Origin of the sequence: Streptomyces sp. 2A115 (assembly GCF_052245575.1) — a bacterium.
Classification (GTDB): Bacteria; Actinomycetota; Actinomycetes; order Streptomycetales; family Streptomycetaceae; genus Streptomyces.
Window position 1 is genome coordinate 1 of the sequence record NZ_JBQQCG010000033.1, and the last position, 11,976, is coordinate 11,976.

Below are 11,976 nucleotides of genomic sequence, written 5' to 3' on the forward strand. Positions count from 1 at the left end.
GGCGGTTGGAGGTGCCGGCCACCGTGTTCATGACGGGACGGTGGGCCGAGGAGTACCCCGGGGAAGCGCGGGCCATCGGGCGCGACCCCCTCTTCGAGGTCGCGAACCACTCGTACAGCCATTACGCCTTCACCAACGACTGCTACGGCCTGCCGACCGTCCCCGAGGCGCGGATGCGGGCGGACGTGGAGCGGGCGTTCGCCACGTTCCGGAAGGCGGGCGTGGACCGTCCCATGCCGTACTTCCGCTTCCCCGGCGGGTGTTACGACCGGCGCGCACTGCGGGCGCTGAGCTCGGCCGGTGTGACGGCCGTGCAGTGGGACGTCGTGAGCGGAGACGCCTTCGCGACGGACGCGGACGCCGTGACGCGCGAGGTACTCGACGGAGTGCGGCCGGGGTCGGTGGTCGTCATGCACTGCACACGGAGCGCGGCGCCGACGACCGAGGAGGCCGTCCGGACGATCGTTCCCGAGCTGCGGAAACGCGGGTTTCGCTTCGTGAAGGTGTCAGAGATGATCGGGGCAGCGTCCGGTCAGGGGCGGCCTACCCTGGAACCATGAGCGACTACTGCGGCACCGACGACCCAGCGCCTTCGTCGACCCAGGCGGCTCAGCCGACCCAGGCGGGCCAAGCGGGCCAAGCGGGCCAAGCGGGCCAAGCCAAGACTGAGGGTCCGCCCTTCGCGGAGTGCGTGCTGTGCCAAAAGCCCACCGAGTACCCGGAGTCGTACAGGGGGATCACGCTCTGTCCCGTCTGCGAGTGGCAGGAGGCGCAGCGCACGGCCTGCTCCGGGTGAAGGCTCCGGGCGGAGGCAGGTCAGCCCCGTCGCGACGTGAGCGCGCAGGCCACGCCGACCGCGCCCGCCGCCAGCGCCCCCGCCGCGAGCAGCGGCAGCACCGGTGCCGGTACGGCCCCGGCCCGCGACCCCGACCCCAGGTCGGTGATCGCCGCGCGGGCCGGTGACCCCGTCACCACCAGCGCCAGCACCGCCGCGAGCAGCATCGCCGGTACCGCCCGGCCCGTGGACCGCAGCAGCGGCCACGTCGTCAGGGTGCCGGGGGTCAGCGTCAGGTCGACGCCTCGCAGGACCCATGGACCGCCGCCGAGTCCGTAGCGGCGGCCGACCCCCTCAAGCCGTAACTCGCGATTCATGCGGCCCATCCTCGCGCGGACATTCGGCCGCGCGCAGAGGAGCGGACATTCGGCCGCGCGCAGAGGAGCGGACATTCGGCCGCGCGCAGAGGAACCGAGCAGACGAGCCAGGCAACAGACCGAGCAACGAACCGCGCAGACGAACCGCGCAGACGAACCCCGCAGAGCGCCGATCTTCCGCCTGGCAGACTGGAGGACGTGAGCAGTGACCAGACGACCGCCTCCGGCGCCGAGAGCGAAACCGACGCCAGTGCCGACACCCACACCAGTGCCGGTGTCAGTGCCGGTGCCGGTGCCGGTGACACCCCGCAGGACAGCCCCTTCCGCCACGAGACGACCGCCCGCGACGAGGCACCGCAGTTCGTGCTGCCGCTCGTCGTCCGCATCGAGCGGAACGAGCCCCCGGCCCGTACGGACGCGCTGGAGACCGCGGCCCGCGCCGTCCTGGTGATCCTCAGCGACGAACGGTCGCTCGGAGACGGGGAGTGGGCGCAGGCCGTGCGGGACTGGCAGGACGCCCGGATCCGCAAGGTCGTACGGCGGGCACGCGGTGCCGAGTGGCGGCGGGCCGAGGCGCTGTCCGGCATCACCGTCACCGGAAAATCGGCCGAGGTCCGCGTCTTCCCGCCGGTCCCTCTGGACGGCTGGCCCAAGGACCTGGCCCGCCTCCAGGTCTCCGGCACCGACCTCGACGACCCGGAGCCGCCGGTGGACGCGGACCCCTCGGTCCCCGTGCTGTGGCTGAGCCCGTACCTGGACATGACGGCAGGCAAGGAGATGGCCCAGTCGGGCCACGGCGCCCAACTGGCATGGTGGGAGCTGTCGGACGAGGAGCGTACGGCGTGGCGCGAGGCGGGTTTCCCGCTCGCCGTCCGTACCGCCGACCCCGACCGCTGGGCCCAACTCACCACGAGCGGGCTGCCGTTGGTCCGCGACGCGGGCTTCACGGAGATCGCCCCCGGGAAAACTCTCGTAGTCGAAGGGCATCACCGCGTCGGTTCTCTGCCGGGCCCACGACGCCAGTGACCGGCTGTTGTGCTTGAGCATGCGGTGCCTGACTGGTCACGCATGGGTTGTCCGACCCATGCGGTCGTGTCGGCCGGATTGGGCCGTTCACCCGACGCCGCGTGTGCGGGACTGGCACCAGGCTGAGCGCCAGCTGCTCGGCCGGTGGTCTGTTGGCCGGCCTCGCACCGAACCCGCCGGTGTCACGCGCGCCGCGGCGAGCAGCGCGGTGTGTGCGCTGCCGGCCGCGTGGAGCCGCCGCAGGGCCCTGGTATCGGACTACGACCGGCGGTCGGTGCCACCGTCGGGGGTGGCGCGGGCCAGGCCCGTCCGGTAGGCGATGACGACGAGTTGCGCCCGGTCGCGGGCCTCCAGCTTCGTCATGGCGCGGTGCACGTGGGCGCGGACGGTGAAGGGGCTGAGGAACATCCGCTCGGCGATCTCCTGGTTGGACAGGCCGGTCGCGACCAGAGCCACCATCTCGCGTTCGCGCGGGGTGAGCACGGCGAGTTGTTCGGCATGGCGCGGCGGGGCGTTGTCCGGTGTGGCCAGGAAACGGGCGACCAGGGAGCGGGTCGCGGCGGGGGACAGAAGGGTGTCGCCCTCGGCGATCGTACGGACGGCGTCCGCCAGGTCCTCGGCCCCGATGCCCTTGCCGATGAAGCCGCCGGCCCCCGCGCGCAGCGCCTGAGCGACGTACTCGTCGGTCTCGTACGTGGTGAGGATCAGGATGCGGCTGGCACGCAGTTCCGGGTCCGCGCAGATCTCCGATGTGGCGGTGAGACCGTCCACCTCGGGCATACGGATGTCCATGATCACCACGTCCGGGCGCAGTTCCCGGGTGAGTCTCACCGCCTCCCTGCCGTCACCGGCCTCGCCGACCACGGTGATGTCGTCGGTGCTGTCGAGGAGCATCCGGAAGGCACCGCGGAGCAGGGCCTGGTCGTCCGCGAGCAGCACCCTGAGCGTCACGGCGCATCCCCGGCCTCTCGGTCGCCCGTCCGTCCGTCGCCTGTCGCTTCGTCGGCCATCCGTCCCTCATCGGTGGTTGTCGCTCCGTCAGTCCTCCGCGTCGTGTCCTTGGCGGGCGGGAGGGGCAGCTGGGTGGAGACGAGGAAGCCGCCCTCCGGGCGCCTGCCCGCGGAGAGGTGTCCCCCGACCGCGGTGGCACGTTCACGCATCCCGATCAGACCGTAACCGGGCGGACGGTTCCCCACCGTGGGCGCACTCGGTCCCGTCGACGCGGTCTGCGCCGTACGGCCGCCCCCTCCGTCGTCGGCGACGGTGATCGTCACGCGATCGCGGTTCCAGGCGAGGCGCACCCGGGCGCTACCGGTACCGGCGTGCTTGGTCACGTTGGTCAGTGCCTCCTGGACGATGCGGAAGGCGGTGAGGTCCAGTCCCGGCGGCAGCGGCCTGGCCGTGCCCTCCTGATGTACCGACACCTCCAGACCCGCGCGGCGGAAGGAGTCGAGGAGCGTGGGAAGCCGGGACAGCCCGGGCGCCGGTTCGGCGGGCGCGGCCGCGTCCCCTGACTGACGCAGCAGACCGACCGTGGCCCGAAGGTCGTCGAGCGCGTCGCTGGTGGTCTCGACGAGTTCTTTCAGGCTCTTGCGGGTCTGCTCCGGGCGGGCGTCGAAGAGGTGGGCGGCGACCGTGGCCTGCGCGTTGGCCAGGGTGATCTGATGGGCCACGAGGTCGTGCAGTTCCCGGGCGATGCGCACCCGTTCCTCGGCCACTCTCCGGCGCGCCTCGCTGTCCCGGCTCTCCTCGGCCCGCCGGGCCCGCTCCTCCACGGCCGCCAGATAGGCCCGCCGGTTCTGCACCGAGTGAGCGAGCACGCCGGCCGCCATCGGGAACGCCACCACCGCTCCCATCCTGCTCGCGTCCTTCCACGAGAGGGCCCCGAACACGGGGGCGAAGGCGACCAGCAGTGCCCCGGAGGTGAGCGCCACCGCGCTCACCGCGTGCCGTTCGGTACGCACGGTGAGCGAGTAGGCGGTGATCACGGCGGGTGCCACGACGAGCGGGCTCAGCAGGAGGCCCAAGGCCGGCACCAGCACGCCACTCGCGGTCGTGACCGCCATGGCGATCAGGGGCGCCCGGTGCCGCACCGGCAGCGCGGCACAGGACACCACGGCGATGAAGTAGGCGGCGGCAGGCGGCGCTGACAGCCCGCGGCCGTCGTCCCGCAGCGCGCCGCCGAGCAGACAGAGCGCGAACGCCGTCGCCGTGATCGCTCCCTCCCGCCACCACATGCCGCGTGGTCGCGGGCCGCCGCCACCCCTGTTCGTCATGGCCGGCTCAGTTCCGGCCGCGGACGGGGAACCGCTGCACCGCTGTGTCCGGCTCGGTCGCGGAGGCCGGGACATGCCTGCTCAGTGCCTCACCCTCGATATCCACGTTCGGCAGCACGCGGTTCAGGATACGAGGCAGCCACCAGGCCCGGTGTCCGAGCAGTGCCAGGACCGCGGGCACGATCGCCATCCGGACCACGAAGGCGTCGAAGAGGACGGCGGAGGCCAGGCCGACGCCCATCGTCTGGATGGTCGGGCTGCTCATCCCGATGAATCCGGCGAACACACTGATCATGATGATCGCCGCCGCGGCCACCACACGTCCGCTGTGCCGGAAACCGTTGACGATCGCCTCGCCGGGGGACACGCCATGGACGTAGGCCTCCCGCATCCGGGTGAGGAGGAAGACCTCGTAGTCCATGGCGAGGCCGAACACTATGCCGATGATGAGAATCGGCATCAGCGACATGACCGGTCCGGTCTGCTCGATGCCGAGCAGGTCTGCCGCCCAGCCCCACTGGAAGACCGCGACGAGGACGCCGAAGGCGGCACCCACCGACAGCAGGAAGCCGAGCGCGGCCTTGACCGGCACCAGGACCGAGCGGAAGACCACCATCAGCAGGAGCACCGCCAGGCCGATGACCACGGTCAGATAGGGGATGAGGGCGTCGGACATGGCTTCGGAGATGTCGATGTTCATCGCGGTGGTGCCGGTCACCAGGATGCCTGCGCCGGTGTCGGCCTCGACGCCGGAGACCGCGCCCCGGATCGCGTGCACCAGGTCCTTGGTCTCGCCGCTGTTCGGCGCGGTCCGCGGGACGGCGGTGAGGACAGCCGTGTCCTTGGTCTCGCTGAGAACCGGGTCACCGACCGACGCGACCCCGTCGACTCCCCGGACGGTTTTGACGACCAGGTCCGTGGTGGCCCGGGGGTCCTCGGACCCCGAAGACGCCGCCGTGTCCACGACCACGGTCAGCGGGCCGTTGAAGCCGGGGCCGAAGCCTTCTGACAGCAGGTCGTAGGCACGGCGCTGGGTGGTCTCCACCGACTTGGACTCGTCTCCGGGCAGCCCGAGTTCGAGGCTCAGCGCCGGTAGGGCGACGGCCCCCAGACCGAGTCCGGCGATCAGCAGCACGGCCACCGGCCGACGCAGCACGAACCGCGCCCAGCGGGTGCCGAGCCCGGACCGGCCGGCCGCGGTGGGCACCGGGTGCGGGCGCTCGCTGCCAGGCCGGGTGGCCTTGCGGACACGGCGGGACAGTACCCGCCGGCCGAAGTAGCCGAACAGCGCGGGGACCAGGGTCAGTGCGACGAGTACGGCAAGGGCCACGGCGCCCGCGCCGCCCATGCCCATCTTGGTGAGTTCGGGGATTCCGACGACCCCGAGCCCGACCAGGGCGATGAAGACCGTCGCGCCGGCGAAGACGACCGCGGATCCGGCCGTGCCCACCGCCCGGCCGGCCGCCTCCTCCGGCTCGCTGCCCTGGGCGCGCTCGTCGCGGAAGCGGGAGGTGATGAAGAGTGCGTAGTCGATGCCGACCGCAAGGCCCAGCATCAGCGCCAGGATGGCGACGGTGGACGTCAGGCCCAGCGGAACGGCCAGCGCGGAGACCAGGCCGAAGGCGATGGCCACACCCACGAAGGCGGTCAGCAGCGACAGTCCGGCCGCGACCAGCGACCCGAGGGCGAGGACCAGCACCACCGCCGCCACCGCCACGCCGATGAGCTCAGTGGTACCGCCCGGTGCCTCTTCCGAGTCCAGGGCCGAGCCGCCGATCTCCACGGTCAGTCCCGCGTCCCGGGCCTGGCTCGCGGCGTCCTCGAGGGCGCTCTTCGTCGGCGCGGTCAGATCGACGGCGTCCGCGGTGTAGGTGATCGTGGAGTAGGCGATGGTGCCGTCCTCGCTGACAGCGCCGGTCTCATAGGGGTCGGTGGTCGACGCGACCTGATCGCCCCCGTCCAGCGAGCCGAGCGTGTCCTCGACTGCCGCCTTGTGCTCCCTGGCCGTCACCCGCTGCCCGTCCGGGGCCTGGAACACCAAGCGGGCCTCGGCACCCTGGGAGTTGCTCTCGGGGAAGCGGTCGTCCAGCAGGTCGAACGCCTCCTGCGACTCGGTACCGGGCATGGAGAGGTCCTCCTCCTCCCCGGCAGGCGCCATGGCGGCGGCGGCGACGGCCAGCAGCAGGGCACCCAGCCACAGACGAAGCACGAGTCGGCGCCGTCGGAAGGACCACCGTCCGACCCGGTAAAGAAATGTCGCCATTTGTTGATCACTCCAGACGCCGTAAGGCAAGGGGAATGCGTGAGATTTACGCGCCTCCAACACTTCCCTCCGGCGCCCCGCCGGGCATCGTCCTCCGCCGCCGTCTTCGCCTGGTGCACCCGGACCAGCCACTCACGTGTCCTGGTGCATACGCACTACAGGCCGACTTGGGTCTCGACGCCGGCTTGGGCTTCAACGGGGCCCAAGAAGCCCACGAGGGAACGGACAGGGAATCATGCAGGTGAGAGCGGAATGCAAGGTCCTACACCTGAACGAGATCGCGCGATGACACGGCTGGACGGCAGGATCGAACGGGGTGACCGCACAAGGCAGTTGGTGCTTCGCCGTACCGTCGACATCGCCTCCGTCGAGGGCTTGGAGGCGCTCTCGGTCGGCCGCCTCGCGCCCGAGCTGCGGCTCAGCAAGAGCGGGGTCTTCGCCTCTTCGGCTCGAAGCAGGAGCTGCAACTGGCCACCGTGAGCGAGGCCTCACGCGTCCAACTGGAGCAGATGATCAAGCCCGCGGCCGAAGTCCCGGCCGGGCGGACCGGGCGGATCCGCTGGGCGAAACGCTTCGGCTGCTTGGGCTTTCGCCCGTGGAGTGGCCGATCGGAACGGCCTCCGTCGACGATTGAACATCCCGGCCGTCCCGGCCGTATCTCCCCGCGCTGGCCAAGTAAACATTCTCGACGACCAGTTGTTTTCCCCGGGAGGCTCCTTTGCGTCGTATCAACGGTACGGCTCTCGTCATCGTGGCACTTGTCGGCACGCTCGGCGCACTCGCGTTCCCGGTGTGGTCGTACACCGACCGCGCGGGCACCGGAGAGGCGAACCTCGCAGCCGGGTCCGTACCGACGCGCTGGGGGCCGCTGTCCGCCGCCGACCGCGACCTGATCGTCCGGGTGCGGCTCGCCGGACTGTGGGAACTGCCCGCGGCGCAGCAGGCGCTCGAGCGTGCCCCCAGCGGGCCGATGAGGGAAGCGGCCGATCACCTGATCGTCGGTCACACCGACCTCGACAAGCGGGTGCGGGTCGTGGCGCGGGACCTCGGCGTCGAGCTGCCGAACCAGCCGACCGACCAGCAGCAGGGCTGGCTGAACCAGATGACGGCGGCGGGTACCGGCGAGGACTACGTGAAGACGTGGGCCAACCTTCTGCGGTCCGCGCACGGCAAGATCTTCCCGGTGATCGGAGCGGTACGGAACAGCACGCGCAACTCGCTGGTGCGGCAGCTCGCCTCGGACGCCAACCAGACCGTGCTCGACCACATCACGGTGCTGGAGAAGACCGGCGCGGTCGACTTCGACGCGATCGCCAACGACTCGGTGGCCGGGACGACAGCCGGCCCGACCGGTCCGCCGCCGCCGGCCGCCGGAGTGACACCGCCCAGCGCGCCGCCCGCGGAACCGACGGGGGACATCGACACCACCTCGAGGCCCTCCCCGGGAGCGCCGGGCACCGTCAACACGAACCGGCCGGAGCCCGAGGACCCGGAGGCCCCGCCGACGCGGTAGCGGTCGGCGGTAGCGGCTCGTCCGCGACGGTCCGGTCCTGGCCGGACCTCAAGTGCCGCAAAGCTCAAATGTAGCTCTGAACGTCCCCATCGATGGGTTCGGCCCCGCCTGCCGGGGCCATGACTCTCTCACGCCGGAACACAGGTCCGTCGAAGGAGACGACGCACAGGTCCTGGTAAACCGTGGTGAAGGAGGGGGACGATGAAGCACTTGGGTACGGGAATCGGCTGGCGGCCGGAGATCGCCGACGCCGTGGAACGCATGCCGGGCATCGACTGGGTCGAGGCCGTCGCGGAGAACGTGTGCCCGGGGCATCTCCCCGAGTCGCTGGTGCGGCTGCGCGGGCGCGGCGTCACGGTGGTTCCGCACGGGGTCTCGCTCGGGCTCGGCGGCGCGGACCGGCCGGACGAGGACAAGCTCGCCGAGCTGGCGGCCCGCGCCGAGGCCCTTGGTTCTCCGCTGGTCACCGAGCACATCGCGTTCGTACGAGCGGGCGGCGCCCTCACCGCGTCGCCCCGCCTCGAGGCCGGACATCTGCTGCCGGTCCCCCGCACCCGGGACGCCCTCGACGTCCTGTGCGAGAACATCCGCGTCGCGCAGGACTCGCTCCCCGTGCCGCTCGCCGTGGAGAACATCGCGGCGCTGGTCTGCTGGCCCGGCGAGGAGATGACCGAGGGCCAGTTCCTGTACGACCTGGTGGACCGCACGGGCGTACGACTCCTCATCGACGTGGCCAACCTCCACACCAACCACGTAAACCGCGACGAGGACCCCGCCAAGGCCCTCGACGAACTCCCCGTCGAGGCCATCGCCTACGTCCATGTGGCCGGCGGCTTCGAACGCGACGGCGTCTGGCACGACAGCCACGCCCACGCCGTGCCTCGCGCGGTCCTCGACATCCTCGCCGACCTCGCGTCCCGGGTGCGCCCGCCGGGCGTGCTCCTGGAGCGGGACGAGAACTTTCCCGAGCCGGCCGAGCTGGAGCGGGAGTTGACGGCGATACGGGAGACGGTGGAGGCGAGGGCAGCGGCAGAGGATGCCGGGCCGGCCCCGGCCCCGGCCGCACGCGCCGGCTCCGCGGCCTCCGCCGGCTCCACCGACCCTGCCCGCCAGCGGCTCGGGCTCGCGCAAGCCGCCCTGCTGTCCGCGCTCGTCGCGGGGACGCCCGTGCCCGAGGGCTTCGACCGGGCGCGGCTGGCCGTGCAGGCGCGGGCGTTGGCCTCGAAGCGCGCCGATGTCGTGGGCAAGGTCGCGCCGGAACTGCCGGAGATACTCGCGGGGACGTACCGGACGGCGTTCCTGGCGTACGCGCACGGGCACCCCATGACCGACGGCTATCGTCGGGACGCGTTGGACTTCGCCGAGTACCTGCTGCTCGACGGACACCTCGAAGTCCCGGAGGTGCGGCGGAAGGTGAGCGACTGGTGGCTGGAGCGCTCGGGCCCGGTACCGCTGTCGCGGCGCCCGGCGGCCCGGCTGGCCCGAGCCACGCGCCGGGTCCTGCTGAGGCGTTGAGGGGTTCTCGACGGCTGACGTAGAGGCTCCGTCCGCACGTGAGATCGCTCACCTGAGCGGCACTGGGGCCGGTTCGTCAGGCGACACCGGCCCCTTGCCTGCTCAACCCCGCTGCCGCCGCTGTCCGACCCGGCCCCGTCCGCGCGACCGCGCATCCAGCCCCGCGCCTGCGCACCCCTGTCCGGCGTGCGTCTCACCCCGTCGTCGGCGGCTCATCGCGACACCTAGCCACCTGCGGAAACACCTCACCCACGGCCCGATGCGCCGCCCTGTTCCCCGACGGTTCAAACCCGTACCGCAGTTGGCGTACTCCGCGCAGTAATATGCCAAGCCCCATCCGAAGCGCACTAACGTGCGGTGCCGCAACAGGAGGCACCATGCGATCCATCAACAGCCGCGGAGTGTTCAGCGGCACCGGGCTCATCATCACGGCCCTGACGGCGACCCTCGTGGCGCTGATCTTCCCGATCTGGTCGTACTCGGACCGGTCGGGTACCGGCGTGGACACGCTGAACGCCGAGACCGTGTCGACGAGATTCGGGCCCCTGTCCGCCCTGGACCGCGAGTTCATCACCAAGGTCCGGCTCGCGGGCCTGTGGGAGCTGCCCGCCGGCCAGCAGGCCGAGGAACGCGGCACCACCCAGGCCGTGCACACGGCGGGCGAACACCTCGTCGAGGGCCACACGTTCCTGGACGCGCGGGTGCGCAACGTTGCCTCACGGCTCGGCCTCGAACTGCCCAATCAGCCCAATGAGCAGCAACAGGGGTGGCTCGACACACTGAGCTCGGCGCGGGGCGAGGAGTACGACGTCCAGTTCGCGAACATCCTCCGCAAGGCGCACGGCAAGGTCTTCGGCCTGGTAGCCCAGATCCGCGCCAACACCCGCAACTCGCTCGTACGCGACCTCGCCGACGACGCGAACACCACGGTCCTGGACCACATCAAGGTCCTGGAGGCCACCGGCCTCGTCGACTTCGACGCCCTGGCCCGCGACGCGGCCGCCGCGAGCCCGCCCCCGATCACCCGCTCCCCCGCCCCGCCCGGCCCGACGGACTCCCCCAGCCCGCCCGTCCCGGTCTCCCCGTCCTCGTCGCCGAGCTACTCCCTGCCGGCCCCCGCGACCAGCCCCCCGCCGGGGAAGTCGAAGGAAGCCGAAGCATCCGAGGAACCCAATGAGCCGAAGGGTTCCGAGGACTCCGAGGACGAGGGCAAGTCCCGGAACGAGGCCCAGAACCAGGCCGCCGAGCAGGACGACAAGGACAAGAAGTCCTAGCAACCGAAGACCTCCGAAGCGAAACGTCACGCAATGACGGCGCAGCGTCCATATTTTGAACAAGCCATGGCGTGCCGGTCCCCCTTCGCATAGAAATCCCGCATGTTCTGGGTCCTCCTCCTGCTTCTGGCCTGGGCCGCGGCCGGCCTGTCCTGTACGCGCCTGTGCCTGGCCTCCGTCCGCGCTGCCGCCGTCATCGACGACAACACCGGCGACGCCCACGGGCGCGGCTTGACGCTCTACGAGGCGGCGTTCCTGTCGGGCGGCCCCGCGCGGGTCGCCGATCTGACCCTGGTGTCGATGGCCCGGCAGCGCCGCCTGCTGCTCGCCCACACGGGCTGGGCGACCGTCGTGGACCCGCGCGGCAGAGACGAGATGGAGCGCTCGGTGCTGGGCGCGATAGGCCCGGACGGACAGTCTCGGATAGCGCCGGTCCGCGCGACCGCCGCCGCCGCGGAGGCCGTACGCGCCCTCGCCGACCGTCTCGTCGCGGCGGGCCTCGCCGTACCGGACGGCGCCCACACCACCGTCGCGAGCGCCGTCCGCCAGGTACGGGCCGCCGCCGTGGTCGTGGTGGCACTGGCCGCCGTCGCCCTGCTGATGCCCTCCCAGGCCCAGGAGAACGGGGCGCTGGTGGCCGTCTGGTTCACGCTCCCCCTCATCCTCACCCTGAGCTGCCTCACCATCGCCCGCATCGAGGTCCATCCCTACACGCACTGGGCGTCCCCGGCCGGCCAGCGTCTGCTCAGCTCACTGACCTGCCGCGCGGACCCGGGCAGCGACGACCGTACGTACCTCACGTCCGTGGCCGTACGCGGCATCCGCGCGATCGGCGAACCCGATCTGCGGGCGGCTTTCGCGCATCGGGGTCATTGACAGGGCCATTGCCCCGACACCGGCAGGGCGGTGCTTTACTTCGCCAAGTACCAAACGAAATATCCCTTTTGTTGCTGCCGT

General features: G+C 71.5%; 9 protein-coding genes and 3 pseudogenes. 8 read left to right on the forward strand and 4 right to left on the reverse strand.

Going from position 1 to position 11,976, the window contains the following annotated elements; translation table 11 throughout:
* Both ACTWQR_RS26690 and ACTWQR_RS26695 read left to right on the forward strand, forming a co-directional pair.
* Positions 1 to 560, forward strand: a 560-nt coding sequence (locus tag ACTWQR_RS26690; RefSeq protein ID WP_443229707.1) for a polysaccharide deacetylase family protein, incomplete at its 5' end; no start/stop codon positions are given.
* Positions 557 to 796 (forward strand): hypothetical protein, encoded by a 240-nt coding sequence (locus ACTWQR_RS26695; RefSeq protein ID WP_443229708.1) that lies wholly within the window; start codon positions 557 to 559, stop codon positions 794 to 796. The genes ACTWQR_RS26690 and ACTWQR_RS26695, both read left to right, overlap by 4 nt.
* 20 nt (positions 797 to 816) lie before the next feature.
* Here the strand turns inward: ACTWQR_RS26695 and ACTWQR_RS26700 are convergent.
* Positions 817 to 1,056: pseudogene (locus ACTWQR_RS26700) on the reverse strand (ABC transporter); the annotation flags it as partial.
* 294 nt (positions 1,057 to 1,350) lie between these two features.
* Here ACTWQR_RS26700 and ACTWQR_RS26705 point away from each other — a divergent pair.
* Positions 1,351 to 2,178 carry a peptidyl-tRNA hydrolase gene (locus ACTWQR_RS26705; protein WP_443229709.1) on the forward strand — a complete coding sequence of 276 codons (828 nt, stop codon included), beginning with the start codon at positions 1,351 to 1,353 and terminating at the stop codon, positions 2,176 to 2,178.
* 258 nt (positions 2,179 to 2,436) lie between these two features.
* On the opposite strand, the gene ACTWQR_RS26710 is transcribed toward ACTWQR_RS26705, so the two are convergent.
* Genes ACTWQR_RS26710 through ACTWQR_RS26720 form a run of 3 tightly spaced genes read right to left on the reverse strand, consistent with a single transcriptional unit; the run spans position 2,437 to position 6,717 of the window.
* Positions 2,437 to 3,129 carry a response regulator transcription factor gene (locus tag ACTWQR_RS26710; RefSeq protein WP_443229710.1) on the reverse strand — a complete coding sequence of 231 codons (693 nt, stop codon included), beginning with the start codon at positions 3,127 to 3,129 and terminating at the stop codon, positions 2,437 to 2,439.
* Positions 3,126 to 4,454, reverse strand: a complete 1,329-nt coding sequence (locus tag ACTWQR_RS26715) for a sensor histidine kinase (protein ID WP_443229711.1) — start codon at positions 4,452 to 4,454, stop codon at positions 3,126 to 3,128. Before ACTWQR_RS26715 ends, ACTWQR_RS26710 begins: the two co-directional genes overlap by 4 nt.
* A 7-nt stretch (positions 4,455 to 4,461) precedes the next feature.
* Positions 4,462 to 6,717, reverse strand: a complete 2,256-nt coding sequence (locus tag ACTWQR_RS26720) for an MMPL family transporter (protein ID WP_443229712.1) — start codon at positions 6,715 to 6,717, stop codon at positions 4,462 to 4,464.
* Positions 6,718 to 6,969: 252 nt separating this feature from the next.
* Between ACTWQR_RS26720 and ACTWQR_RS26725 the strand changes: the two are divergent.
* The 5 genes and pseudogenes from ACTWQR_RS26725 to ACTWQR_RS26745 all read left to right on the forward strand — a co-directional run.
* Positions 6,970 to 7,274 (forward strand): annotated as a pseudogene (locus tag ACTWQR_RS26725) (TetR/AcrR family transcriptional regulator); the annotation flags it as partial.
* 161 nt (positions 7,275 to 7,435) lie between these two features.
* A complete protein-coding gene (locus ACTWQR_RS26730; protein WP_443229713.1) occupies positions 7,436 to 8,230 on the forward strand; it encodes a DUF4142 domain-containing protein in 795 nt (264 codons plus the stop codon).
* A 201-nt stretch (positions 8,231 to 8,431) separates the two neighbouring features.
* Entirely contained in the window at positions 8,432 to 9,745 is a 1,314-nt protein-coding gene (locus ACTWQR_RS26735; protein WP_443229714.1) for a DUF692 domain-containing protein, read from the forward strand.
* A 377-nt stretch (positions 9,746 to 10,122) separates the two neighbouring features.
* Positions 10,123 to 10,881, forward strand: a pseudogene (locus ACTWQR_RS26740) (DUF4142 domain-containing protein); the annotation flags it as partial.
* Positions 10,882 to 11,121: 240 nt separating this feature from the next.
* Positions 11,122 to 11,895 carry a TIGR04222 domain-containing membrane protein gene (locus tag ACTWQR_RS26745; protein ID WP_443229715.1) on the forward strand — a complete coding sequence of 258 codons (774 nt, stop codon included), beginning with the start codon at positions 11,122 to 11,124 and terminating at the stop codon, positions 11,893 to 11,895.
* Positions 11,896 to 11,976: the final 81 nt, after the last annotated feature.